Annotated in this window: 23 protein-coding genes; 8 read left to right on the top strand and 15 right to left on the bottom strand. The window is 43.4% G+C overall.

Annotated elements, in window-relative coordinates:
* Nucleotides 1-179 precede the first annotated feature (179 nt).
* Nucleotides 180-476, bottom strand: coding sequence for a hypothetical protein (locus BV902_RS08325; RefSeq protein WP_075991543.1), 297 nt, complete (start codon nt 474-476; stop codon nt 180-182).
* Between the two features lie 257 nt (nt 477-733).
* Between BV902_RS08325 and BV902_RS08320 the strand changes: the two genes are divergently transcribed.
* Nucleotides 734-1,192, top strand: a complete 459-nt coding sequence (locus BV902_RS08320; RefSeq protein WP_075991542.1) for a hypothetical protein — start codon at nt 734-736, stop codon at nt 1,190-1,192.
* Between the two features lie 65 nt (nt 1,193-1,257).
* On the top strand, nt 1,258-2,568 hold the full coding sequence (locus tag BV902_RS08315; RefSeq protein WP_075991541.1) for a hypothetical protein: 1,311 nt from the start codon (nt 1,258-1,260) through the stop codon (nt 2,566-2,568).
* A 131-nt stretch (nt 2,569-2,699) separates the two neighbouring features.
* Here BV902_RS08315 and BV902_RS08310 read toward each other — a convergent pair whose 3' ends face one another.
* From BV902_RS08310 to BV902_RS08260, 11 genes are all read right to left on the bottom strand, one after another.
* On the bottom strand, nt 2,700-3,413 hold the full coding sequence (locus tag BV902_RS08310) for a LytR/AlgR family response regulator transcription factor (RefSeq protein ID WP_075991540.1): 714 nt from the start codon (nt 3,411-3,413) through the stop codon (nt 2,700-2,702).
* Nucleotides 3,414-3,419: 6 nt separating this feature from the next.
* Nucleotides 3,420-4,490, bottom strand: a complete 1,071-nt coding sequence (locus tag BV902_RS08305; RefSeq protein ID WP_172840657.1) for a sensor histidine kinase — start codon at nt 4,488-4,490, stop codon at nt 3,420-3,422.
* Nucleotides 4,491-4,494: 4 nt separating this feature from the next.
* Nucleotides 4,495-6,720 carry an outer membrane beta-barrel family protein gene (locus BV902_RS08300; protein ID WP_075991538.1) on the bottom strand — a complete coding sequence of 742 codons (2,226 nt, stop codon included), beginning with the start codon at nt 6,718-6,720 and terminating at the stop codon, nt 4,495-4,497.
* Between the two features lie 230 nt (nt 6,721-6,950).
* The gene (locus BV902_RS08295; RefSeq protein ID WP_216640449.1) at nt 6,951-8,807 is read right to left on the bottom strand and encodes a DUF4859 domain-containing protein; all 1,857 of its coding nucleotides are present in this window, start codon (nt 8,805-8,807) and stop codon (nt 6,951-6,953) included.
* A gap of 22 nt (nt 8,808-8,829) precedes the next feature.
* Nucleotides 8,830-9,798 (bottom strand): hypothetical protein, encoded by a 969-nt coding sequence (locus BV902_RS08290; protein ID WP_157625960.1) that lies wholly within the window; start codon nt 9,796-9,798, stop codon nt 8,830-8,832.
* 80 nt (nt 9,799-9,878) lie between these two features.
* Nucleotides 9,879-11,021 carry a DUF4859 domain-containing protein gene (locus tag BV902_RS08285; RefSeq protein WP_075991535.1) on the bottom strand — a complete coding sequence of 381 codons (1,143 nt, stop codon included), beginning with the start codon at nt 11,019-11,021 and terminating at the stop codon, nt 9,879-9,881.
* 19 nt (nt 11,022-11,040) lie between these two features.
* On the bottom strand, nt 11,041-12,516 hold the full coding sequence (locus BV902_RS08280; protein ID WP_083663519.1) for a RagB/SusD family nutrient uptake outer membrane protein: 1,476 nt from the start codon (nt 12,514-12,516) through the stop codon (nt 11,041-11,043).
* 45 nt (nt 12,517-12,561) lie between these two features.
* The gene (locus BV902_RS08275; RefSeq protein ID WP_075991533.1) at nt 12,562-15,723 is read right to left on the bottom strand and encodes a SusC/RagA family TonB-linked outer membrane protein; all 3,162 of its coding nucleotides are present in this window, start codon (nt 15,721-15,723) and stop codon (nt 12,562-12,564) included.
* Nucleotides 15,724-16,116: 393 nt separating this feature from the next.
* The gene (locus BV902_RS08270; protein ID WP_075991532.1) at nt 16,117-16,980 is read right to left on the bottom strand and encodes an AraC family transcriptional regulator; all 864 of its coding nucleotides are present in this window, start codon (nt 16,978-16,980) and stop codon (nt 16,117-16,119) included.
* A 140-nt stretch (nt 16,981-17,120) separates the two neighbouring features.
* Nucleotides 17,121-17,648 (bottom strand): hypothetical protein, encoded by a 528-nt coding sequence (locus tag BV902_RS08265; protein ID WP_075991531.1) that lies wholly within the window; start codon nt 17,646-17,648, stop codon nt 17,121-17,123.
* 36 nt (nt 17,649-17,684) lie between these two features.
* Nucleotides 17,685-18,227, bottom strand: coding sequence for a hypothetical protein (locus tag BV902_RS08260; protein WP_075991530.1), 543 nt, complete (start codon nt 18,225-18,227; stop codon nt 17,685-17,687).
* Nucleotides 18,228-18,597: 370 nt separating this feature from the next.
* Here BV902_RS08260 and BV902_RS08255 point away from each other — a divergent pair, with 370 nt between their 5' ends.
* Entirely contained in the window at nt 18,598-19,314 is a 717-nt protein-coding gene (locus BV902_RS08255; RefSeq protein WP_157625958.1) for a hypothetical protein, read from the top strand.
* A 61-nt stretch (nt 19,315-19,375) separates the two neighbouring features.
* On the top strand, nt 19,376-19,999 hold the full coding sequence (locus BV902_RS08250; RefSeq protein WP_075991528.1) for an outer membrane beta-barrel protein: 624 nt from the start codon (nt 19,376-19,378) through the stop codon (nt 19,997-19,999).
* Here BV902_RS08250 and BV902_RS08245 read toward each other — a convergent pair.
* Together BV902_RS08245 and BV902_RS08240 are read right to left on the bottom strand one after the other, a co-directional pair.
* The gene (locus BV902_RS08245; protein WP_075991527.1) at nt 19,981-20,259 is read right to left on the bottom strand and encodes a hypothetical protein; all 279 of its coding nucleotides are present in this window, start codon (nt 20,257-20,259) and stop codon (nt 19,981-19,983) included. The two genes, BV902_RS08250 and BV902_RS08245, sit on opposite strands and share 19 nt — an antisense overlap.
* A gap of 39 nt (nt 20,260-20,298) precedes the next feature.
* A complete protein-coding gene (locus BV902_RS08240; protein ID WP_075991526.1) occupies nt 20,299-21,354 on the bottom strand; it encodes a hypothetical protein in 1,056 nt (351 codons plus the stop codon).
* Nucleotides 21,355-21,719: 365 nt separating this feature from the next.
* On the opposite strand from BV902_RS08240, the gene BV902_RS08235 reads away from it, so the two are divergent.
* The 4 genes from BV902_RS08235 to BV902_RS08220 all read left to right on the top strand — a co-directional run bounded on the left by BV902_RS08235 (nt 21,720) and on the right by BV902_RS08220 (nt 25,003).
* Nucleotides 21,720-22,415, top strand: coding sequence for a hypothetical protein (locus BV902_RS08235; protein WP_157625956.1), 696 nt, complete (start codon nt 21,720-21,722; stop codon nt 22,413-22,415).
* Nucleotides 22,412-23,497 carry a hypothetical protein gene (locus BV902_RS08230; RefSeq protein WP_075991524.1) on the top strand — a complete coding sequence of 362 codons (1,086 nt, stop codon included), beginning with the start codon at nt 22,412-22,414 and terminating at the stop codon, nt 23,495-23,497. The genes BV902_RS08235 and BV902_RS08230 overlap by 4 nt, the downstream gene beginning before the upstream one ends.
* A 385-nt stretch (nt 23,498-23,882) precedes the next feature.
* Entirely contained in the window at nt 23,883-24,626 is a 744-nt protein-coding gene (locus BV902_RS08225) for a MauE/DoxX family redox-associated membrane protein (protein ID WP_075991523.1), read from the top strand.
* Complete coding sequence (locus BV902_RS08220; protein WP_075991522.1) at nt 24,620-25,003, top strand: hypothetical protein; 384 nt, start codon at nt 24,620-24,622, stop codon at nt 25,001-25,003. Before BV902_RS08225 ends, BV902_RS08220 begins: the two co-directional genes overlap by 7 nt.
* Before the next feature lie 56 nt (nt 25,004-25,059).
* On the opposite strand, the gene BV902_RS08215 is transcribed toward BV902_RS08220, so the two are convergent.
* Nucleotides 25,060-26,412, bottom strand: a complete 1,353-nt coding sequence (locus BV902_RS08215) for a RagB/SusD family nutrient uptake outer membrane protein (RefSeq protein ID WP_075991521.1) — start codon at nt 26,410-26,412, stop codon at nt 25,060-25,062.
* Nucleotide 26,413 lies beyond the last annotated feature (1 nt).

Genomic DNA, 26,413 nt, shown 5'->3' with positions numbered 1-26,413 from the left:
TAGTGTTCAATAAATGAGCTTAACCCCAAAAAACGACTATTTTAATCCCCTCTTTTTGAACCCCATCTTTTGATAGAAAATCTGGCTCTCTTCTCGAGCTAATTTCGACAGTTTGTTCGTAACAATACAGTATCCTTATATATACCATCAGTATCCGTGCATCTGATTTTTTGTATCGATTAGATAGCGCGTTTATATGCGCTCCCTTGCCGCTTAACAATAGTATCTCCTAAATCACAAAAGGAAGTCGCTTGAAAAAACCACCTACCGGGTAGCAATTGTACGGTATCTCTCTTGGTCGTTGGATCAACTCCAACCAGGATAAAATCCTGATACTTGATCTTAGGTTTTTTTAAAAGAACAACATTAGCCTCGAAACTTTCAGCATATTGTTTAGTTTCTTCACAGCTATTTGGGTCACTACGATAAGTACAACTTACAATTAGCAATAGTAATATAAAATAAAATGCCTTCATATTTTTTTGTCTGAATTCATTCTTCCCAGTTAATGATACCTCGTAATAAAAAATGTAGTGGTTTTTATGGCCTTTTTTTTTTCTAAAGCAAATTTATAACTTTATTTACTTGGAGACTTAAAAAAATACAATCATTTAATGAAGATCTAGCGCAATGCACCACCCAATAATGATATTCTCTAAATCGATTATTTAACATACCAGATAACCACATCAGCAGATTAGAATACTGATATAGCTAAATTAGAGATAAACACATGAAAAATTTCGAAAGAAACGGAAATGAATACAAAATGAAACCCCAGTTAGGAACCTATGTTCCTTTGGTTGGTATATTTTCCATTATGGCCCTAGTAGGTTTCATTAAAATGCCTGATTCCTCATTCAAATGGTGGATGCTGGGTATTGTCGTTATCTTGATGATTTCCCTGCTTAGAGCCTATTTTATCATTGATATGGACAATAGGGAGATCCGTACACGTAAGGGACTTTTGGGTAAAGAAGTGACCATTCCGCTGGAGAGCCTACAGGGTTTTAGTATCCACAAGCTTAAACAATATGGCTTTATCACAATTAACGTCGCCCTGATCGCACGCTATAAGGATGAAAATGGGAAAGAAAAAAAGGTACAGCTGGCCCAGAGCTATTTTACAAAACCAATTAACCGTATTATTAATGATATCGACGAAATCATTGCCGAAGATCATAATCGATAAATTAAAAGCAGTATTCTGGCACGTCCCCTATCATTGAGTGTTGTTTAAACCCCATTCTTTCGATTATGCCCGATTTAAGAATCCTAAAACGACAATTTCTACATGCCCTGAAACGCGGAACAGGTGAAGCATACCTGATCGTAAAAGAGCATCCGGAAATTGACTTTTCAAATCAAATTATACAAGGTGCATTAAACATTTTCGCCTATGACGGGCAATGTGAAGGCGACCGGGCAACTTATATTTTTGACATTATTTCTATTTCAAAACAAAAAGACAAAATCCGTAAAGCCGTCTTGCAGGGTTTGGCAAGGGAACAGGATGACACCTGGAACTTGACACATTTGTTTGCCCTGGCAAAACTTTTCGCGCAGCAAAATGACACCGAGGCAAAACAAGCTATTTATGACCGGTTTTTAAACAATCCGATCGCCGGCGCTGATTGGGCCGGCGCTTATGAAATAGCACAACTTGACGGACTAAATGGCTTATTTTACGTTGCCGAGAAATTTGGAAAACACATTGAACAACATCATGACGATTGGCAAGACGATGGCATCATTCGGCATTTTCAAGCAGAACACCAAAGCATACAGGTGTCTGAAGAACTTCAAAAGAAAGCCCGGACCAATAAGTTCATACGTCTTTACCTTGACAACATACAACGGACAGAAATAAACCAGAATACACAGCGAACAAAACCCCAAAAATACAAAGACATCATTGATGAAGTTTTAAACAGCAAAGCCCGTATTTCTTTTGCAAGAATGAGAAAGCTAACAGAAGAAGAGATAAACACTATCGCAAAACATCTTTTGAAAGAAACAGACCAAGCAAAAATTGAATGCCTTTTGGATATTTTTGACTTTCACAAATTTCCCTACGATAGCCAATTCATTTTAGACTATGCTAAACAAAAGGAAACAGGCAAAAACAGAATAGCTAAAAATGCCATTAAAGCACTCAAACATCTAAAAAGCAAAGCCATTAGAGATTTTGCCGTGGACAAAATACAAACTGCCAAAAATCCGATTGACTATTTGGAATTGCTGATTTCTAATTACAGAAGTGGCGACTCGAAGCTACTGACCGAAATCGCGGAAAAGGTAAAAAATGAGCACAAAATTGAGCGATTGGCAGGGATATACACAGATATTTTCAATGAAAACAAAACCAAATCCTGTAAAAAACCCCTTGAAGTTCTGTATAGCAAAATGAATTGTGCGCTTCACAGAAAAGATATCATAGAAGTTCTACTGCATAACAACGTTCTCTCTGATACGATAGAAAAAGAACTTCACTATGACTGCAACCTGGAAACAAGGATGATAGCTCTTCAAGCTAGGGCACTGCATCCTAGCGAGCGGAATTTCTGATTAAATTCTCCAGCACCTCATTGTTCAAAGCGGTGGAACACCCAGATATTATAATCTTTTATTTTGAAAACAGCTCATCTGTTTCAACAAGTCTATAAATCCCTATATAATCATCAAACTGCAGTACATACTCAACTGCGATTTAAGATCGATGTCATCACGTCCTCCCTTAAATTTCGGGCGATCGGAATTTTGTATTCCCCCACATGTAACTGATTCCCTTCTATGATTGCTATCCTATTCCTATTGACAAGATAGGATCGATGGCAGGGGATAAACTGGTGGACTGGCAGCGTACTCATCATCTGTTGTAGGCTGCAATACGTCACTTCCTGCGAATCTATCGTCTGTACGATCACATAGTTTCCCATACTCTGCACGAATAGGATATCGTGCAAAAAAATCTTCTTTAATTGTTTGTCCACCTTCAGAAAAATATGCGCATCTGAAGAAGTTGCCAACAGACCTGCAGATGGAGCAGCGCTGCTGAGCACATCAAATGCCCGATTGGCCGCCTTAAAGAAGCGTTCGAAGGGCACCGGTTTTAACAGATAATCGACAACGTCCAGCTCATACCCCCGCAATGCATATTTTTCATACGCCGAGACGACGATTATCTTGGGCGGATTGCTCAGGCTCGCTATATAGTCCAAGCCTGATATCTCGGGCATCTCAATATCAAGAAAGATAAGGTCAAGGGGATGCAAACGCAGATATTGACTCAACTCGATCGCATCTTCGCATTCAGCAACAAGCTTCAAAAAATCTATTTTCTCGATGTAGGATGCGATTCCTTTGCGCGCAAAAGGTTCATCGTCCACTATAGCACATCTGATCTCTCTCATAAACAGTTATAAATCTAGTATTAACTCAGCAAAAAAATGCGTTGTATCGGCATGCGTATTCAAGGTATGCCGCTGCGGATAGCGCAATGCCAATCTCTTTTTCAGATTGGTAAGTCCAGCCCCCGACTCTGCTACCTCAGCCTGGGGAATTGCCGCCTCAACTGCCGCGGCCACGGATAGGCTATTGGAAATGCTGAAGCATATGTTGGTAGGCCGACGCTTGAGACAGATTACGATCTCGTACTGCCCGCGCACATATTTAAAAGCATTTTCTATTAAAGGCTGAAAAAGCAAAGGAAAGATGCTGATGTCTGCCCAATCCCCGTCAATGTCCGTGCGCACGGTCAATCTTGCTGTCAACCGCTGCTGCTGAAACGCTATATAAGATTTTAAATATGCAAGTTCCTGCTCCATCGATACCTTTTCATCCACCGTATAAATCTGATAACGTAACAGTTCCGAAAGCTGTTCGACACTTTTTTTTGCCAATGTATTGGATTCATCAATTTGAAAATAGACCGTATTAAGCGCATTAAAGAGAAAATGTGGGTGGTACTGACTTTTCAATAACTGCAATTCGGTATTTAGCTTGTCCGCTTTGATCTGCTCCACATAGATGCGATTGTCGGCCATATTCCTGTCGCTGCGCTCGTTCCGCAAAAACATGTAGTAAAGCAGAAACAAGGGAACATAAATCGCATTAACCAAGATGTAATCAATATAACCATCCCCCATATAGATCCAGCCCAGGCGTTCGGACACGAAGACCGTTGGATTCAATATCCCCATGATTTGTACAACAGCAACGATATACTCTACTGCGACATTTGGTTTGACGGTGGGCTTTGCAGCAAAGATCCCCGCCAGTCTCCGCCGCCAAAGCAGTGTTATGACGTAACAAAAAACCACCGAGATAAGCAGTCCAACCGAATGGATCCTAATTCCGCCAGACCAAAATTCATCTTTCTTGGTTATATCTGTCACGACACGAAGAATGTTGAAAGAAGCGATTCCCCAGAGTGCCGGACCTAGATAGTGTATGGGGTTTCCGCTTAATTTTGCTATGTTCGCTCTCATGATATCAGTAATTAATCCGGCTATTTTCTTCCAATTGGTCATTGGCACGATCGCTTTTTAGGTTATCTTTCATTCCGCGATGTAATCGGTAGGAAAGGTTGATCCCAATAACTCTACTGTCGTACAACTCCCTGTACTTCCCTTCCATAGCATCACTACTAAAAATTATTTTAGGCCTGTTGGTCCTGAAAAGGTCATTGGCATAAATATACAAAGTTAATTTATCTTGCAAGATGGTTTTGCGTACGGCAGTATTCATAGACCAGAGGGAAGCCATGGTAGCTTGCCCCTCGGCAGTAGACCCATTCCAGAAGCCATTGAGCTCGAGACTGAGTTTAAAAGGCAGACTTACCGTATTTTGTACCTGCAAAGAAGGAACCAGCCGCCTGTTGCGATGCACATCAGTTGCCGTCCGCCATTCAAAAGAGGTATAGTTTAGGTTCCCGTTCAGCTGTATGTTCCACTTTTTCAGGGGGGAAATACTCGCTGCATTAAACCGCAACCCCACATTGGATGCATGTTCCAGATTCATCGGCATAACGACAGTCCGCCTTTGCTCGTCCAGGTTGTAGCTCTTGCTGATCGCATTTTGCCGCAGGTTATAGCGCAGCTGCAACGAATAGCTGTTTTTGAACAACCAGGTCAGTTCCATCGTATGGACAAACTCGGGCTTTAATGCTGAGTTTCCCTTCTCGTACAAATAGGGGTCGTTGACCTCCACAAAAGGGCTCAGGTCTTTGAAATTGGGACGATTGACCCGCCTGTGGTAATTGAGCGAAAGCTTTTGTTCCGCATCCATTGCATAGGTAGCGGTCAGGTTCGGAAACAAATTTTTATAGGATCTCAGCATGGTAAAATCTGTATCCTTATCATGGACGGTCCTGCTCTTAAATGCAGCATCCTCAAATCGTAGTCCCACATCGATTTGGAAGAGGTTTGAAGGGCTAAACCGCGTCTGCATAAATAGCGCTTTCAGCTGCTCCTCATGACCGAATATATTGGTCAGGTCGGCGCGCTCCTGCCAGCGGTTGTCATGAGTTTGCTGATAAAATGAATTGGTGCGCATATTAACCTGCGTCAATTTTCCACCAAAAGAGGCCGTCATATTTGGACGGATGTCGAGCATATATTTCGATTGCACGGTCGTAATAGTAACCTTTCCTCCCGTCTCACCGCGGAGTTTTTGCTGCAAGGCCGTTACTGAACCATCAGCACCAAATTTGTCCAGCAGTTGATCTTGAGTTTCGGATTGGTTAAACTGTTGCCGATCAAGATAATTTTCCCATTTGGAGCCAGCGCCAAACTGAACCGTCAAATGAGCTCCGGTACTAAAGTTCCTAAAGGTATGTCCCAACACATTTCCTGTTACTATGCTGGAGTCCACCTGTGAAGAGCTGTTAAAGAAATTAGAACGAACAGCTTCCTGTTTGGTCCGCTCATGATTGTTGATTAATACATAAGTTCCCATTTTCACGTGATCATTTGGCGCATAATCGAGCGTGCCGTTGTAATAATGATTGCGATAATTTCGCTTTCTAACGGCGTCCATATCCAATCGCAATGCATTGCCCCTCCTATCCCCCTCCTTGCTGATATACCTGGTCGAATTAACATCAATTAATTCCGTCCCTTCTCCATAAGAATAGGTATGCGACATCGCTAACTTAGCGGTATTGGCGGCCACGGCGATATTTTGGAAGGTTCTGCTGTACTTCCCTTGTTCGGCATTGGTCGATAAAGAAACACTGAGGCCAGGGGCCGTTCTGTTGATCCGTTTCAGATTGATAAAGCGGGCATCACCATTGGCATCCATTGTAGCATCTGGCTGCGTAATAAGTTCGACAACATCGAGCGATGCGGCTGGCATGGAGGCCAAAAAATTGATCAGATTTTCGCCATCCATAAAATTTGTTTTGCCGTCGACCAGCAGTTGAATGCCCGCTTGTCCGTTTAAACTGATCTTACCATTTGCTAAAATGCTCACACCAGGCATTTTGCGCAGCAGCTCCAGGGCGCTACCCGAAGAACTGGCGCTGCCTTTAGCTACCTGATAAGTCAGCCTGCCGGGAGCAATTTTAAGGGGATTTAAACGTCCAGACACGTGTACCTCATTCAAGCGTATCGGTTTAATGGTGGTGGTATCCTGCAACGAACGGCCTGTCTCCCCATAAGCGGTACGGCAAGCAAACAGCATTGTGGCCAACTGTAGATAGATTAATTTTCGGATCATTATTCGTATTCTTTAATTTGATACGAATGTATAGGCCTAACAGCGGTTGCCTAAATAATTTATTCGAACGGTATGATTTTCGGGATGAATGACCACAACTAAGCGCAGAGCCCAGAGGCATCGATACAATAGCAACAATACAAAAACCAAAAAAGCCACGTCTCCCGACGTGGCTTAAACTAAACATAAACATATGAACCATCACCTCATCTTGTAGTTTTAACATACTCTTATTTGATATTCACATTAAATGTGAACGTCGCCTGCACGGTTTTCGTTCCTTCGTACGTATACAGCAGTGCCTGCTTGATAGTGTATTTCTTTCCAGTGGCCAAAGCGCCCGGATATTGTCCGATGGAGAACGTTATCGTACTCGCGTTAAATTCCGAAAACAAGCCCGCATTGGCACCCCAGTTGGTGACAGCCCCAGCAGGCGTAAACCAATGCCCGTAACCTGTGGCCGTATTGTTGGGATTTAAACTTCCATTCGGCTCCACGGCATAGAACTTAATTTTCCCGCTGCTCATCAAACCCGCAAGGTCTGCCGAAGATATGGCCAAAGCCTCCCCTAGCTGAGCGGCATTGACGCTTACCTGCGCACCCGAATACCCCGTGGCATCTGCCGGGAAGCTCAGGTCATAATTCAATGCGATATCTTTGGGCTGACTGCTCACCTCATTGTATCCTGTAGCCGTTGTACCCTGAATTTTAATTTCGTAAGGCCACTGCTCATCATTGCTGTCGTCATCATCCCAGGCATGTGGTTGGTAAACAGATGGGGCACCTGTGACAACAAACCAGAGGTTGCTACAATTGGCCGGAACAGTAAACGCTACCGTATTCTCCGTGCCCTCCGCCCTGTCACCATATACCCGCGTGCCATCTTTCAATAAGGCCACATAGCCATAGCGCCATCCGGCACGACTGGCATCCACCGCGTTGAATCCGGCGGCATTTGGTAGTCCCTTAAAAGCTACCGAAACCTGGGTTCCCGCAGCCGGAACTTCGAGCGGAATCACATTATAACCCGTAGTACCCGGACAACGATCATAGGCAACGCGAAGACTACCGTTGGATTGCCGCGTAAATTTGGTTGTCAGCTTACCGATATAATTCTTTCCATAATCCCTGATGCTGTTCAGGTCCCAGGTCACAAAGCGGGTCGCCGCATCATAGATCTCATTGTTGAATTGTTTCACATCGATACCCGTTATACGCATATAGGCCTGCACCGGATCTTCGGGTTTTAACGCTTCGCGCCAGATGCGGCCAATCATATCGATCCCATGTTTGCTGGTCCAATACCAATGGATGAAATAGCTGGCATAACGATATTTCTCGTGATGAATATGGCGAAAGTAATTTTCGGTATAGACTGTAAAATCATGCCCTGAGAACGCTTGATCTGGGTAGGTTTGGTAGGCCTGCCATTGCGCTGTCTGCTCCCAAAACCCATTGCCGCTCGTTCCGCCAAAACCGTAGCGAAATCCATGTCCGCCTTTCAGATCGGCAAATACCTGATATTGAAAACTATGCCCGATCTCGTGGGCAATTACAGCACCTACTGGCTTACAGGTCGCCGGATTGATCCACAATGCGCCGATTAGATCGTCGTAACCGCCACCATACGCCATCCATTCTGTCGTATAATGAACAAAAATCATCATTTTGTATTTATCCAGATTGGATCGGTTTACTTTACGTTCTGCAAACTTCAGCGTGCCAACGTTCAATGCATAGAACTGTTCGGCCTTGGCCAAAAGATCATCAATATCGACACGGTATTCTTCAGGGACGGTGTCAGCATTGGGATCATTCTTCCCATAACTTGCACCCCAGAACACGATAAAATGCTCCGACTGACGGCTGCGCGAATAGGACCATTTACTCCCTTTATCGTTATAATCCATCCCTTCAAATTCCTTTGGCTTATAAATCTTCAAAGAATCTGTCCCCACTGTAACGGGCGGCGTGATGACCTCTTCCTCGACCGGAAGTTCAACTTTTTTGCTGCATCCCTGCGAAAGGAATACAAGTGCTGAAACCAGTATCAGCAGGACTTTATGCAATACTATACTTTTCATCATTTGCGCTTTTAATAGGTAGAGATCAACTATGTGTGATGGTCAAAAAACGGAAGCGAACGATGTAGGTACCACTTCTGTAGAATTTGATGGTCGATACCGGATTGAGATTACGCCCCAGCGTAGTCGCTGTCCCCACAATGCGGTAATAAGAAATGGGATCCCCCGACCAAAATTCTGTGCCTACATACGTACCGTTCATGATAGGATACACCAGCCCCGAAACATCTGGATAGCGATACACCAAGCCCGTATCGGTAACTTCCTCCGGATAGTAAGGCGACCAATTTTTGAATGTCGGCCGGTCGCCACGCTTGATGATCTCGCCTTTTTTAGGATTGAAGGGCTTGCCGTTTTTATCTTCCCACTGATATACAATTTTGTTTTCCCCTTCAGCCTGATGTTCTACACTGATCTCGTAATCTGTATACGGCAAAAAATTAGATTCGGCACCGTAGTCCGAACTCGTGCACGACTTAAATAAAATATCTTCCTTCTTGGCACCGATAACATTAAAGTCCAGTATATTCTTAAATTTTTTCTGTCCGGCGATATTGCTCACCTCCACATCGATCGTGTACTGCCCCGGCGTCACAAATTGCGTCGCCTGTGTAAAACCCACGCGACCACCGGTCGCATTGAGCATCATCGGCGGATATTTGGCCTTGCCAATCTTCGCTTTCAACAGATCCAGGGTGGTATCCCGCCAGGTGACTTCAGCAAGGTAGGTGGATATCTCATGTTCTTTTGAAAATTCTGTTGAGAGCTCGCCGGTTTCCTTGTTCCGTACCGCAACCAGATTGACGGTCAGCGGGGTTGTGCTTCCATTGGCAACAATGGCATCCGTGTACACCACCGTCCCCTGATTGACTTGCAGATTCTCCACATTATAGCGTATATTTTCACTTAAATAACCTATTTGGTCACTCTTGCAGGAATCCAATAGCAATAGGGATAAACCTGCTAAGCCGATTATAAAACTTCGTTTTTTCATCTGTTTTATTTTTTCATTTGTGATGAAGCTATCCGGTTGATCCGGCACTGCCGCGGAATCAATCCAGCTAGTTTCAAAATTTATTTGATCTTAATGTTGAATACAAAAACAGCATTCAAATCACCCTTTGTTTTCGACTTGTATACGAGGGATTGGCGGACCGTATAGGTACTACCCACCGTTGTTTGCCCTGGATATTGCAGAATATTGAAGGTCATCGTTGAGGTTGCCAGCTCAGACACAATGCGTGCATCGGTGCCCCATGAACAGGTTTGCCCTTTCGTATCGAACCAGTGCCCGGGGGCGTTGGCAGTGCTGTTTGCATTTAAGCTGCCATCGGGCTGTACAGCATAATACGTAATATCCTTACCCACCAGCGCGGATATTGCGCCGCTCTCCACGCCATAAAAGCGCGCTAAACGTGGCAACAGCAGGTCCACTGTGGTACCTGTATAACCGGCTGCATCATATTTAATACTCAGGTCGTATGTAAAGGTCAGCGTAGAACCGGTTTCCACGATTTTAGGCCCCGTCAGGAAGCGTGGCACAAAATCGCCTATAAACGTATGTGTATTGGCCAATACATTTAGCATGGTTCCTGAAGCCGTTTTAATCCCGGTTGTCTGACAATATATACGCATGTCGGCCTGATCATCTTCTTTGACCGTAACAATACCGTCAGGGCTGATCTGATCCGCCTCGCCACGCACTTTGACGTAGTATAAATAATAAACGGGCTGCGAAGACCAGGCCGCTTTGGGCTGCTTTTGCCTATGATAGAAAAATCCACCCACATTGGACGCATTGCTGATCGTCGTATACGCTGTACTGGCCGTTTCCAAATTGTAAGGGGCATCGTTGTAGATGTATGCCCTGACCGAATCCACAGGAATTTCGTTGAGAAACTGATCAAAAGAATACTGTGCATTTTCGTCCACATACTTCACCGAGTCTGCCTTCTGCTTATAATAACGGTTGACCGAATAATCCGAAGGCGCCCAAAAGGTTTTCGCCTTGTTGATTTCGTCTTTGAGTTTAAAATGGTCAATCACCAGCAGCAGGGTATCAAACATCCCATTGGGATGAGCCGCCAGGTAATCGTAAGTAGACAGATTGACTTCGGCTGTATGGAGGCCGTCATCCGTCAGATAAGCTGCTTTCTTGCAACCGATCACGGTCAGTCCAAAAGCCAGCAGCAACGCAAATCGATATAAGGTTTTCATTTTTTTCAGGTTTAGTGGTTTACATATTGACGGTTCCCCAGTATGGTGTCTGATTCAGCAGCGGATTGGTTGACAACAACGATGGGTCAAATGGCCAAAGGTATTTCTTCGCATTAAATTGCGACTGGTTCATTTTGCCTTCCGGAAATTTATAGACATTGAAGTGTTTATACAACCGCACGAGATCGTAATAGCGATGGCCTTCCAGAAAAAGCTCGCGCGCTCTTTCGCTAAAGATGGCCTCGATGAGCGGTTCCTCATTTGTGTAGGCAGGCAGTCCAGCTTGCGTGCGGATTTCATTTAAGATGGTTTCTGCGGAGCTATTTTTACCTGTTGCGGCCAATCCCTCTGCCATAAGCAGCTTAATATCAGAATAGCGAAAGATGATGATGTTATTTTTAAATATCGCATTGGCATTTGACGCATTACTCGAAAACTTAACATTCGCATATTTCGTACACAGCGCATAGTTACCGTTATAAACTATATCAAACACACTTTTAAATCGTTTGTCGTTACTGTCTTTAAAGAGCGTTTTAATATAATCCTGACTGATTCTTAGAATCGGATCTGTTAAAGTCCGAAAATAAGGCCCGGCTAGCGAGAAGTACCCTATCCCCGAGTTTGTACCTTCGTTTTCCCCATTTTGGGAAATCTCAAAAATACCTTCATTGGATTTTCCCTGATAAATACTGCGGTAATTCAGACTGTCCCTTCCCACAAAAGAATATTCGCCGCTTTCCAATACCGATTTAGCCGCCTCGATGCAGTCCGCATATTCGCCGCGCCATGCACTCAGGTGCGCCTGCAGGGCAAGCGCTGCTCCGGTATTTGCACGCAGGGCAAAATCATCTTGGTCAATATTGCTCCATTTCAGTAAAGTCAAAGCTTTAGTTAAATCGGCCTGGCTCTGATCCAGCACATCACTCTCTTTACTTGCCGGGAGATTTACAGCATTGATGGGCACCACAGATTCTGTGATAATCGGCACTGTTCCCCATACCCTCGCCATATAGAAATAGGCAAATGCACGCACAAAGTAAGCTTCGCCGATATAGTAATCCCTGGTCGATACATTGTCAAAGGCATTTTCATCCATCTTAGGGAGCTTTTGGATCACGCGGTTGGCCTGGTCTATGGCCTGATAGAAGACATCATAGCGCCGCAGCTGATACGCGGGCCGCCAGGTTTCCGAAGCCGCTACAGCCGTATTGAGCTGCATATTGACAATCGGATTAAAGTCTGCGTTGGTCGAAGAAGTAATTTCGTCCGTTAGCAAATCGCCATAGGCATAGTAGGCCATCCCATTGCCTTGATTTAGGGCCTTGCGCAGCAGCGCATACATGGCGTTGGTTGCGCTATTGGCATCTTCCTGCGTTTTCCAGAAGTTCTCGTCGGTTGCCGAACTGACAGGCTCAATGTCCAGAAACTTGGAGCAGCCTGAAGCGAGATACATGAAAGCACTCAGCATTAAAAACAATATTTTTCTTTTCATCTCTAACTAATTTTAAGCCACCGTTATCCGATGGAACTGACATGATTAAAAGGTAACATCCAAGCCTATTGTCCATTTCTTCGGGATCGGATATCCGTTGCCCGTTGAATAACCATTGGCTTCCACTGCTTCAGGGTCCGGCACAGAAGACCAGGACTTAACAGCCACATTATCCACGACCCCATAAATGCGGAGCATTTTCAACTTAAGTTTCTTAATCATGGCCTGCGGGAATGTGTAGCTCAGCTGAATATTTTTCAGGCGTACAAAACTGGCATTTTCCACGAAAGTACTATTAGCGATGTGCCAATTGTCTACCGTATTGCGAAACAAAGTAGGGTATTTGGTCTGATCGCCGTCTTTCATCCAGAAGTCGCTGGGTTTAAAATCGCCTGCAATAGCCGAATTGGTACCCCAGGTCGAATAAAGGGCAGATGAACCGGCATCCTGTAATTTATCCGACAGGTAACCATTCCACAAAGAGCGTCCGAAAACAAAGCTCACGAGTGTGGATAGGCTAAAATTCTTGTAAGAAAATTGGTTGATAAAACCGCCCACGAAGTCGGGATTTGGATTTCCCATATCAATTTTATCGTTATAGTCGATCACATAATCCCCATTGACATCCCTTCTGCGCGGATCGCCAGCCTGATAAAGGACCGATCGATTAAAGTGCGCTATTCTTCTTCCCGTCAATGGATCGACAGGCACGTCAGCATTGGTCGCATATACGCCATCCACATCCCATACTTTGAATGGAAAAATAGGCTGGCCTACATTCAGGGCGCGTTGCATCCAGGGTGGTCCCACTTGTATTTCCTTTCCACCGTCAGGCAGGCTGGTCACATAATTTTTATTATAAGCCATATTGAAATTTGTAGTCCACTGGAAAGCAGATCCAGGGGCCATATTTCGGGAGATAATCGTCATTTCCACACCACTGTTTCTCACACTGATAAAATTGTTGGAGACCGTGCTGTATCCCGAAGTAGCGGGCATCGTCAGATCGTATACCAACTCTTTGGAGTCGCGCACATAAAAATCAGCAGTTACCGTAACCCGGTCGTGCAGCAGGTTCATATCGAACCCGGCATTAAACTGCGGTGAACGCTCCCATCGGATCGTCGGTGATGTTGCCGCCGCCGCATAATTAGGAGATACTGTCGGCTTACCGTTATACGAGAGTACCGAACCAGCAATGCCATTTTCCAGCACCGCCCCTGGATAAGATGCGTCAAAAGTCAGTCCTGTGTAGCGCGCATAGTACGAGCCCGGATCACGACCCGTAATACCATAGCTACCCCTTATTTTGAAAAAGGATATCGCGTTTTTGACTCCCTGGAAAAACGGTTCTTCCGAAAGCACCCAGCCTGCAGATATGGATGGGAAAATACCCCAGCGGTTATCCTTGCTGTAGCGCGACGATGCGTCCATCCTGTAGCTTGCAGAAAGCAGGTATTTGTCCTTATAATCGTAGCCAAAACGACCGAATACCGATACGCGCGAGCGCTCATTGATGGAAGTCGTTGCATAGAGATCAGGCCCGGAAGGGATACCGGTTACGGTTTTCACATAATTTCCATTGTCGTTGTAGCCATACATATAATTTTCATTGGACGTATTGCGTTCAATACCAGTACCCAAAACGGCACTAAAATTATGGATATTGCGAATGCTCTTGATGTAGTTAAAATAGGTTTCCCATTCCCAGCGCTTATTTTGGTTCACCCAATTCTGTGCAAAGTTTCTATAGCCCGTAAGCAGTTTGGGGCGAAAAAGATCGCGTGTATTATTATTGACATTAAACGAAAACTGCGAGCGCAGGGTCAGGCCATTGATCAGAAACTTTTTCAGTGTCCCCGCGAAGTTTCCATTCAGGCTGAAGGAGTTATCGCGATCCATCAAACCATCGTAGCGCCCTGTATAAATCTGCTGGTCTACATCCGTAAGCTGATAGAAAGAAGAAGGAAATCCCCAGGTGCTAAAGGGATATTTCGTATCGTCACCCGAACCATGTTTCGCTTTAGTAAAACCTGCGAACAAATTTGTTTCAAATTGGAAATTGTCCGTCGGGTTAGCCTGTAACATCAGGCGCGGGGTTAGGTTTTCATTTTCAAAGCCCATCATTACGCCCTGCTCATAGTAACGCTGTGCCGAGAAACGGTATAAAAATTTCTCCATGGTGGCACCGATACTCACATTGACATTGTTGATGTTGGCCGACTGCAGAAAAAGCCCCTGCCAATCGGTATTGTTGTTAAAGGCTGGATTTAAACTATCTGTTAACATGGGGCTAATGGATCCGTTATTGAACCAGTCGTACGATCCACCCTGATAGAGCAAGTTCATTTTCAGCCTGCGCTCGGCTGCACCAACGGTGATGGGCTTCATTGCCGGACGGCTAGAAACTCCGTTGTAAGCCGAGATCCGTATTTCGGGTTTACCCTGCGCCGGACGTTTGGTTTTGATGATAATGACCCCATTTGCAGCACGGGCACCATAAATGGCCGATGCCGAAGCGTCTTTCAGGATGTCAACCGATTCGATGTCGTTGGGATTAATGGCCTGCAAAGGACTTGCATTACCATAAGCCGACCGGATATCACTCACGTCGTAAATAATATTGTCGATCACATATAAGGGCGCCTGCAGTTGGTTGTCTGCTAAGCCCAGGTTGCTCGTCCCGCGGATGTTGACAATGTTATTGGTACCGGGTTCGCCCGAAGTACTCAATACCGTCAGACCAGCCACGCGTCCCTGCAGCATGGCATCGAAGGTTGCATAGGGCGTATTTTCAAAATCTTTCCCTTTTACGGTAGCAATAGCTCCTGTCGTCTTCCGCCGCTGCACATCCTGATAGCCCATCACGACCACCTCATCCAGCCCCGTTCCATCTTCCTTCATGGTGATCTGAAGTGTATTTTCGCCGGCACGCAGCTGTTTCTCCTGCCGTACATAACCGACGTAACTAAAAATCAAGGTCGGATTTGCCGATTTAAGCGGTAGGCTGAATTTTCCATCCGCATCTGTTTTGGTGGCATTGCGGATGCCTTTCTCTAAAATACTCAGATCAGACAAAGGTATGCCTTTTTCGTCTTTAACGATCCCCGTGACCGTTCTCTGTTGTTGCGCATATAGCTGTTGACAGACCAACAGCAGCAACATAAAAATACCCGTTAAGCATTTTTTTGGAAGATTTTCATACATAGTCATAATTTCGTTAAGCAGGTGTTCAGTTTAGCATACTGTCAATGACACATCTATCCCTGGGATAAATGAATTCCTTTTGCAAAAAAGGCTGTAACAGCATGTTAAAAAATTGATTAGTTCTTCTTTCTGTAACAAAATTAGTACTTCGGAGTAGCGGTTTTCGGTCAGATCTTACCCACTCATTCTAGCATTTTAACAAAAGAAAAAGAGGCCTATTGGCGAGCTGTAGGATTGCAGCATAGTGCATAAAACAGCAATTCCGTCCAATCCTATCGGGAATATTTTCCCCGTTATGGTTAGACGGAATTGAATCAGAGCCGAAATCGCGCAGGAAATTGAGCGACCTTCTGCCAGATGGGATCAAATAGCCTAAAGTGATTAAAAAGTTTGTTAATCGTATAGATAATTTCGGTAGTTGCGCACATATATTTTGGGCGATATCCCCAATATACTTCGAAACACACGATTAAAATTAGTGATGCTGTTAAAGCCGGCATCATAGGCGATTAAAGAGATCGAGTCGTGCCTACCCAAACCCAATAATTTACAGGCTTCGCGGATACGCAGTTCATTTAAATAAGCGACAAAAGTTTTCCCCGTACAGTTTTTAAAATAGCGGCAAAAGGCATGCGGCGTAAGGTTTGCCTTTTCGGCTATTTCATCCAAACTGATATCCTCTTTAAAGTGCTCTTCCAAAAATTTACATAATTTTTCGATTCTGAAAGGTTTGGAGATTTCCCTTTTGGCCAGTTGAACACCAGAAAGCGGCTCCAATTCGGCGAATACTTTGCTGAGTGATTTTAACAGATAAAAGAAATTGACGAGCTGATCCAGAAAGTCGGACTTTTGCAGGATTTCAATATAATAGCATACCTGTCCCTGATGTTTCGGCGGAACCTTAAATCCCCGCTGGCATTTATGCACAAAATCAAGCAGATTGCGAAGTTCGGGCATGGTGGCCATGGTAGACAGTGCTCCTTTCGGGCTAAAAAATAGTGAGACAGACCGCACAGATACTCCTGCGATGAAACTTTTAAACACATGGGCCTGGTTTGTCCCCAAAAGAAAAATGTCGCCGGGTTGAAACTCATGTACATTATCGTCAAGGAGGAGCTGGCCGATACCTTCTTTGATCCAGATTAATTGATATTCCTCATGACGATGCATATACGGATAGAATTTATCCAGCACGTCTTCTTGAATATAGATCGATTTATCCTGAGGAGCAGGAACTTTGAACTGAACTGGCTTCATAACTATTTAGATTTAAATAAATGTCAATATGACACTAAATATACTATAGCCAATTTAGGATTACAATGCTTAACTAAAAGAGGTTAAAATAAGGTGATAGTTGGTTATAATTTGCACATGAATGCAGCCACTGCTAGCTGTTAGCCAGCCCCCAGCTCTTCAGCCAGCGTTTGTAAGCCTTGATTAGCTTCTTCAAATCGTTTAAGTTCGACCGCATAAGATTCAGTAACGGTTTCGAGCAAGACACTTCCCGCGGTAAAGTCAACATAAGCCATCACCGTATCACCACCCCACATCCAGTCAAAAATCAGGGCATAACCCTCCAAAACAAAGCCTTCCAATTGTTTTAAAAGAGCCAGCATCGGCAATATTTCAAGATAGTTTTCACTGAAGTTCAGTACGGCGAATGTCCAGTGTTGCTTTTCCTCATCGTAATACTCCTTCGCACCATAAAATTGATCCTTGAGCAGATTATCGAAGACTTCACGAATGCGCGCCTGTGAATAACTTGGAATAATTTCCAACGTTGTTTTGCTGTACATCTGCCGACTCTCCCACCACTGCGACCAATTATCATCTTTGTTCGGGGAAATCGGTTTAGAAGAAAAATACTCGTTTAATCTCGATTTTTCTATTTTAATACTTATGTAAAGGCTATCCAGTTCCATACGATTGTTCTAAGCTATTCTTAACTTTTTTAAACGTTACCAGCTCGACAGTTTGATCTTACCATCGCTATCAAAATCCGTATTATCGGTCACTCTTTTGAGGTTCAGCTGCTTCAATGATAGGCCTTCTTTCAGGGGCAAATCGGCAGCTTTCATCCGAAATAAGGGATAAGATAGCGGCTTCTCATTCCATTCGAGCACAAAATGATAGCCATCTACGATCTTTTGCTGGTCGTCGGTTTTGATGATCAAGATATTGTGGAAGGTTTGCTCCGGCTTGGCCGGATCACTATCTGGTGAGATCCCCCTTGCTTTATAGGTGGCGATAAACTTGTAATAATGGTACTTGCCATTTACGGGATTGAATACTAATTCGCGGCTGTTGTTTTCCTTGATTAAAGCTGAAAAAGACTGCTCAAAATCATCCAGCAACTTATAATTAAAATCAGTATTGATCTTATTGGCGACCAATATATAGGTCTTTTCATCTTTACCGGCACTATTTCCCTTCGCTTGGTTTTGTGCAGCGACCGAATAACAAGTAAACCAGCCTAACAATAGGACTATTAAATATCTCATCCTACTAATTTATTAAAAATCAAAGAATAATACCTTAGTTGGCCAACAATCATTTTATTTTTCGATTTCTAGGTGACACAAGCAGGAAACTTTTACACTACTCCAATAAATTTTCCACTAGCTTATTATGTATTGGTCAATTGGGAGCCATTATTCTCGCAAATGCCCAATCATCCTGTAACCAAATTGCAGCTTTTAGCGTCTGGAGCGAACTATTAACTTATATTTATTAAGTTTGTAGCATAACGCATATTATTTCCGTTTGCAATAGTATAGTATCAAAATAAATTATGAAAAGACCTATTTTAACGAAATGCGCAGTTTTATTGATTTTCCTTTAATACGTCTTACTGACCTATTCTATATTATTATGCTGAACATATTTCAAAAAGTAAATAAAGGGCAATGGTTGCTCTTTATCCTACCATTCTTTCTATTTGGGTGCGAAAAAGATGAGCGCGATGGCACAACCTGTGCGCAGAATTGTATTGTACTATCGGGAGTTGTTGTGGATACTCCTGCGAACAAATTATTATCTGATGTAGAAATAGGGATTTCTTTCCAATATTACAGTTCGTTCCTTAAACCATCTATAAGTTTGGGGAAAACAAAGACAGATACCAAAGGCAAATATAGTTTTCGATTTGATGCCAGCAAATACCTATCCCGAGAAGGCTTTTTTATAGTTGGCGTCAAAAAGAATGGTTATTATCTTAATGCATACCATCCAGATTCCTATCAAAGCGTAGCTTATTATGACTTGGACGAGCTCAAATATGATACGCCAACCGATGAACGAATAATGCTTTTTAAAAGGGGTGAAATGGAGTTGCATCTCAAAAATGTCAAGAAGCTCGATTTGAAGATGCTTTCGGTTAGCTATGGTCCAGAGAAATCCAATACTGGTTTTTCTATCGCTCCTGTCCCTCATGATTTGGATACCATCGTTAGGATAACGATTCCTGCCGATATGGAATCTGTATTAAAATGGCAAGGCTATAATGGACCGAACCCCTTACAATTCGACAAGGCCGCCACTGTTAATTCAGAAAAAGGAAGCTTTACACGTTATCAGTTAGATTTCTAGTGAGAATTAGCGCCAATTAAAAAGAGAAAACAATTATAAAATCTATCATCATACATTCAATATGCTTAACAAATTACTTTCCAGGATATTTCTTTCCGTTTTAACTTTATCAGCAACCGGCCTCTATGCGCAGCAAAACAATAGTGGCAGTTATGACATCGAACTTTCTATTACTCCCCTAGCTGAGAGTACTATTGGACCTCGGAAAAGCCTTATGGGAGCCGGTAGCGACGACAGTAAGAATTATATCGCTGGATTGCTCCGCGTAGGCTATCACTATAATGAAACATGGTCTTTTGGTGCAGGTGTGGGCTATTCCCATCAGAACATCACGACAACATCGGCAATAGTCGATCCATCGGTGGAGCGGATGCAATATTCCTCGGAACTTTCTATTTGGGAATTCCCTTTAGATGCCAGGGTAAAATTTTTGAAATATCTCTACGCAAATGCGGGACCGATGTTACACTTCCAGCAGAACGCAAATAGTTATGTAGACAAGCAGCATGGCATAGGTTTCCATATTGGACTAGGCGCAAAGGTTCCATTATCCCAACAGTTTGCTGTCTTGCTGTCGCCTAATTACAAAATGTACTCCCTCATCCCTTTCCAATCGGAGCGAAATTATGATCGCGTGCAGGCTTTGGGAATTACGGTTGGGGTAAATTATAGGATTGTCAAATAATAATCGCTTATGCTTGACGAAACATGCCAGGTCATGACCGTTTTTTTATAACGCTCAAAATCATCCCTTTTCCATTTGGTGATATGGTATCCTTTACAGAGCCTGCAATAGTAGGCTCTGCGGCAAGCCGGTTTTCCCATCCGGTGTTTGATGCGTTTACCATTGGTGACATTTTTGACACGCGAACGTAATTTAAAACAGAACATCGCATACTGTGCCTCTATCCGGGACGAAATGCCACCTTTCCAGTGGCCCGGCATTTCCAAGTATTGCTTTTCATGCTTTCCATAATCGATCTGTTAAAGGTTATTATTTATTGTATTCTCTTTTTCAATAGGTACCTGCAGCATGACCCAGTCTTTTATCCTGCGGGAAATGGTCGACGAAACCACAAAACTGTCGATAGCACCAAACGGTACATGCAAAATGATCCGAAGCCGCCCGCCCTTTATTTGATAGCAGGCCTTGATCATGTCCAATGGAATCGCGTGATGCCGGTCAATTTTCTGCACAAAGCCCTGGGTATCGCGCACAATTTCGTTCAGGCTACGCTGTTCACAGCCTTTGCTATCTTCCATATCTTCTTTTAGGTATAGCTTAACGATAGGCGTATTATTGGTCTTCTCAAATAGAAATATCCCCAGCTCCGTGTACATAATCTTTTTTGTGAGGTATTTGTTGTTGATCACAAACTCCTCCAGTGCCGGATTTATCGATTTGAGCAGCGTCAGATCGATTTCCTCCACAGCATCTGTTTCCTTGATGGTCTCATCAGCCGATGCCGGATCTATAGTATCATACAAATCAAAAGTTTGTGCTTCAATTTGCGCATCCGCATTGACAGCTATGCTATTCTGCCTTTGTAAAGTACGTTCCAAGCGGATCAGGTACCGTTCCCTTTTCCGATAAATACTCCAATAAAAAAAGGTGATATAGAGCATATTAAAAAGCAGTATACAGACAAAAATCACCAATAAAGGCAGCCATATCCATTCACTTTTAGGTGCTGCAACAGGCTTGAGGATACCAAATAGGGCTACGGTTGGCAGCAGTACACAGAAAAAGAACTGTGTGCCCAGCCGATCGCCCATGTGCAGCAGCCAGCTTTTCTTTTTGTCCAACAGCTTGATCCCCCATCTTATATAAAAGAGTGTCAATGCCGCGATAATTACATTAAATAGATAACTTACAATCAGTGGTCTGCTATCAAACCAACCTGACAGCGCTGTTACCGCACCGATATACCAACAGATGCCGCCAAAAAGAAACGAAGCGATCCACACCCAGATGAAATCTGGATAATATACGTGCATCTCCGTATCTTTAGCATACTTGACCTGTTGGTTACTTTCCATAATGTACTGTTAATTTCAACGATTAACCTTGAACTGATCGATAGATAAATGCAGGCGAGGCTAATGCTTTCCAAAAATCTCCTATTAAAAAAATTTCTGTATACTAAATTTAGCCATTAATTCTTTTAAACAGTACCATCAGATCGATAAACCACCCTTTTGTGTCCTGCCAAATACGCAGAAACACACCTTTTTAGCTAATAAACACGTTCTTTATTGTATAAAATGAATGCTTCGTTACAGAAAAAGGGAGTTCGATGCGAAAAACATACGCTTATTGAAATAAAGATAATATTCAAACCAAATAGCATGCGTTATAGGTAATTTTAATTTGATATCAAATCATTGATTTAACAGCCCTGCGTATGAGACCTCCCATGCATTTTTTCAGACGGATCAGCCGAAATCACATCCTGATTTTTATCGCGATCGTGGTGACTGTATATGGATCCTTTTTAGCGTCGGCATTTTACCTAAAGGTTTATAGTATCGGTGTCCTAGTCCTGCTGATTCCTTTTTTGGAAATCCGTAGCCACCATGTGGTGCTCCAGCTTTTTGCTCTATTTTTTATTTGTATTCAGATCTGCAGTATAGCGGTGTATGACCGCTTACCCTATGAACTGCTGCTCAGCTCGCAGCCGCTGAAGCCAGCATTTAAACATGCCTTCCCTATCGCTCTTGGCAGCTGTGCGGTAGCCCATTTAATTTTCTTTAAACGTGCCAACCTGATTACGCTGTACGCCCTCCAATTTCCACTGATGCTCCTTGCCTGTACCTGGTATATCCGGATGAACCTTATTATGAACAATTGCAAACATGTCGATAGCCCCAAAGCAGTCTATATTCAGGCCGAAGTGGTACAGAAATGCCCAGTCTGCTGCGACATACATGAATTATTGGTGTCATTTACGTATGAAGATGAGAAATACCAATTTCCGGTCGAGGTACATCCAAAGACTTTTGAGCAGGCAAAAGAGGGCGGCAAGCTGAACATGACGCTGCATCCGGGTGTATATGGCTGGCCATGGTATCACAAAGAAATGAAAAGGAGGTACAAATGATCACAAGCTTATATCCCCTGATGCTTTTAATAGAGACCTTTGCCCATATCAGCCCTTCCAGCCGAACCAAACAACTGGAAGCCATTGCTTCTGCCTGTACCGAACATTTGAACGACGCCCTGGCCCTCCATCGGCAATATACCCATGCCGATCAGGCGATCCGCGGCATACAGCTCTACCATACGCAGTTACTTCGCCTGCATGAAGTATTATACACCTGCTGCGATCGGTCCATTTCTGAGGAACTCAATGCGCTTCATCGGGTGGAGGAACTACTGGAAAGTGTAGAATTTTTATTTAAGAAAGATATCAATCCTCTGACACCGCTACCGCAGCATCATGAAAAACGCATCAGGCAATATATAGATCTTCACCTCGAAGACAGCTTAGAGAGGTTAAGGCTTAAACAGATTCCCCAAGCTTATCTGGATGAAGTGCATTCCGCCATTGAGAGCCTTTTCCAGCGGGGCAAAATACCCTACCTGCAATATCATCATCAGCACTACCTTGTTCAGCTGATTGATGCACTCAGGCAACTGGCTCAGGACGAGCGTCAGCATAAAAACTGGCCTTCCCGCTTTTTGATCTTGATGATCAATTTTAATTTTAACCATATCGGCTTTTTAAATCGCTGGAAGGAGTTCTACGAAGCTGACCCGGCCGCTACCGACAATCTATTGCGGTATCCGCAGCATTTTTCCGCCATCCCGGGCTTTGCCTATGATCCCAACCGCAGCACGCTGCTCATGCTGATGTGCCAGTATATTGAAATGGAAACGGCAGATGATAAGTCATCCAGTGCTGTTCCCTATCGGTTTATCCATAGCAATCTGAATGGCAAGGAGCTCAAACTCTGGCTACATTTATGTGTGAAGGCCAAAGTCATGCGCTCGTCCGAGAAAAAGGAAGCTGCGGAAGAATTTTCAAAACTCGTTAAAACCAAGGAAGGCATACTGCTTTCGATACACAGCCTCACAAAGATGGATAGAGGCAGCGAATTTCCCGCTGCTGTCCATCTACGCAAAGTATTGAAAACGATGCTGAATGAATTGCACGAAAAATTCCCCGAATTAAATGGATAAAAATACATCCAAATTTTAAAAAGCAGGGGTATTCCCACGTTACCCCTGCGCTAAAAGAATTGATCAGGTTTTAAATCTTGTTTAAAATCATTTCTGTCGGCTATTTTGCTCCGCCATGCCCATAGCAGTTATTTCGTCTCTAATTCCCCGCCCCCATTCATACAGCTATTTAGAACGGTATTCGCTGGCTCAATATGCCCCATCTACTACCCCTGCAGTCGGCTAAAATCCGATCTATCTTTGTTTTGAAGCGTACGAAAGGTAGAAGTTGACGCTGTAGCAGGCCGCTGTACCCGAGCAGGGCGCACAGGTATGGCGCCCTGTTTTTGGAAAGAAAAAAACAGCGGAGAAAATAATAAGTGACGCTGTACAAATAATTAAAGCTATGGAAGCGAACAAAACCAATACAACAATTTACAAAATCCTCCGGGCGGCCATGATCCTCTTTTGGGTTTATGTAGGTATTGAAAAACTCTGGCAGCTCAATGCATTTCATATTGCACTGCAGCAGCAACCGGTCATTAGCATCCTTGCGCCAATACTTTTTTGGCTGCTTCCGCTGCTGGAAATTAGCATCGGAGCTTTGCTTGGGTTGCCTGCACGCCGTTTACAGCATTGGGGCTGGATAGCATCGACTATCATGATCACCTTATTTTCGATTTATATTGCCCTTGGCGTCCTCGATGTGTATGACAAGAAACCTTGTATGTGTACCAGCTTTCTCAGTCATATCTCCTGGACAGCGCATCTGATCTTTAACCTCGTTATTCTTGGTCTATCGCTAGCAGGGCAAATACTCAATCGTAAGGTTTTCCTTCACGGCCAAAGCAATTTAACCAACAAGACCGCTGTCGGCCTCTTTCTCACGGTTATTCTAGCAACAGGAATTGTAAACTATAAAAACGCAGCAATTAAACCAACACATGAAATCTGGTATATGCCAGACAGCATAGACCATGCTCCAGTATATGACACCGTCAGTAGGCCTATAGTAGGCAGCCTGGCATACAGATACGATCGGTACACAGAACCGTACCGACAACAATTATTTACCAAAAGTTTGCAGGCCAAAAACTTTACTCATCAATTATTGGCTTGCAGTACAGAAAGGAGGGTAGCATTATGCTAACCAAATTTTTAAACAATTATGGCTACATGATATTAGGCGGAGCCATGATTATCGGATTCTCAGCATTTAAAGGTGCTGAGGCTTATACAGGAAAAAGTTTAGCTCCTGTAACTGTTTATTTTCACGGGACTCCAACAGATCTCACACAGGTAGAAGATTTGCCGCAATGGAGCACATCTCCTAATGGCAAAAGTTGTAATAACCAAGATGAGCTCGCTTGTGCAGTTCAGGTTGATCCAACAGACCTTAACAGTTCTGGAACTTCTTTCGACTCGAGCAAAATAGCGATCGAAGCGACATCTACCAGCTCCGGATACATTCCATCGTTGGAGCCGGGGTCTAACCCTATGCAGTTTAATCCGATTAATCGAAATTAGAGATTCGACTTGCATCAATTAATAGTGGCCCTATACAGGGCCGCTATTATCGTAAATTAACGTGGATTTTGAGGAATTCCTGCTATCCTCACAATATCTGCCGGCAGAGGTAATGCATACCGGTTTTCGTTGGGCAAAAGCCTATATTCTTTCCCATCGACTACTCTTTTTAAGACGATTTCCTGCCCTTCCAGATTTAATCGTTTGATATCCATCCACCTCACCCCTCGATAGACCAGCTCTTTCCGTCTTTCGCTTAATATCACTTTCAGCACCTCCCCCGCCTCCGTCAAAAGATAAGGTTTATAGGTTCCTGCTTTATATCGCGTCGCCAAAAGTTTATTAAGATCTGCTTGCGCTTCTATCAACTCGCCCGCTCGCGCCAGACACTCCGCCCGGATCAGGTATATTTCATCTGTAGCCACGCCGCCAAATAAAAGCGTACTTCCTGAATACTGCCCTTTAAAATTGATTACATTATTTAACACTTTAAAATACGCTTGCTTCCGCAGGTCATTGGAATCATAAGAGCGATAGAGTACAGAATCGATATTTGAATATGCATTACTCAGTATCGTTGCCTTCAGTTCCATATAGAATGTAGTCTCTTTATTGAATAAACTAAAGGGAAAAGTGGCCGTCAATTTTACCTCATTGCTGTTATTATAATCAAGTAGCTCGTTTCGCCGTTCCAAATACAGCTCAACATATTTTAATGCCAGATCATATTGACGCATCGAAAGATAAGCTCTTGCCAAAACCCCATATACAGCTGGCTTACTTGGCTGTACCACATGATCCGATTCCAATGGCAGAAGCGAAATCGAAGTTTCCAGATCTGTGATCACTTTTTTATAACTATCTTCCACGGAAGCCCGTACGGATTTCACATTAAAATCCGATGTTTCCCGAAGAACAATACCTAGATCCGTCTCAGCGGCATTCTGCTGATAGGCCTTGGCATAGGTCCATAACAAACTGAGATAACTATTGGCACGAAAAAATAGGGCAGCGCCTTTAATACCGTCCCATTTTGCAGCATTCTGTTCATTTCTATCAATTTTATCAAGACGCTCCAGTACGAGATTAGCTATATATACAACATTGTACATGCTCGACCAATCGTTGGAAAAATTATATTGGGAATCTTCCCAGATATAATCCAGCTTCTCCACATCATTCAATGCTTTGTAATTGCTCTCAGGAATAAAATAATCGTCACAGGCCTTTTCACCACGTGAACAAAAATTATTGTTCATTACACGTACATTGTCCAGTAGTTTCTGTAAGTCATCCAGTTCTTTGGGTACAACCAATTTATTATTGGATTGTACATCTAAATATTTATCACAAGCCCCGAAAATTAGTGTAGCAAAGCCCAGAGTTATACTTATAATTATTGTTTTCATC

The organism is Sphingobacterium sp. B29 (genome assembly GCF_001952815.1).
Lineage (GTDB): Bacteria > Bacteroidota > Bacteroidia > Sphingobacteriales > Sphingobacteriaceae > Sphingobacterium > Sphingobacterium siyangense.
This window is presented reverse-complemented; position numbering and strand designations above follow the sequence as displayed.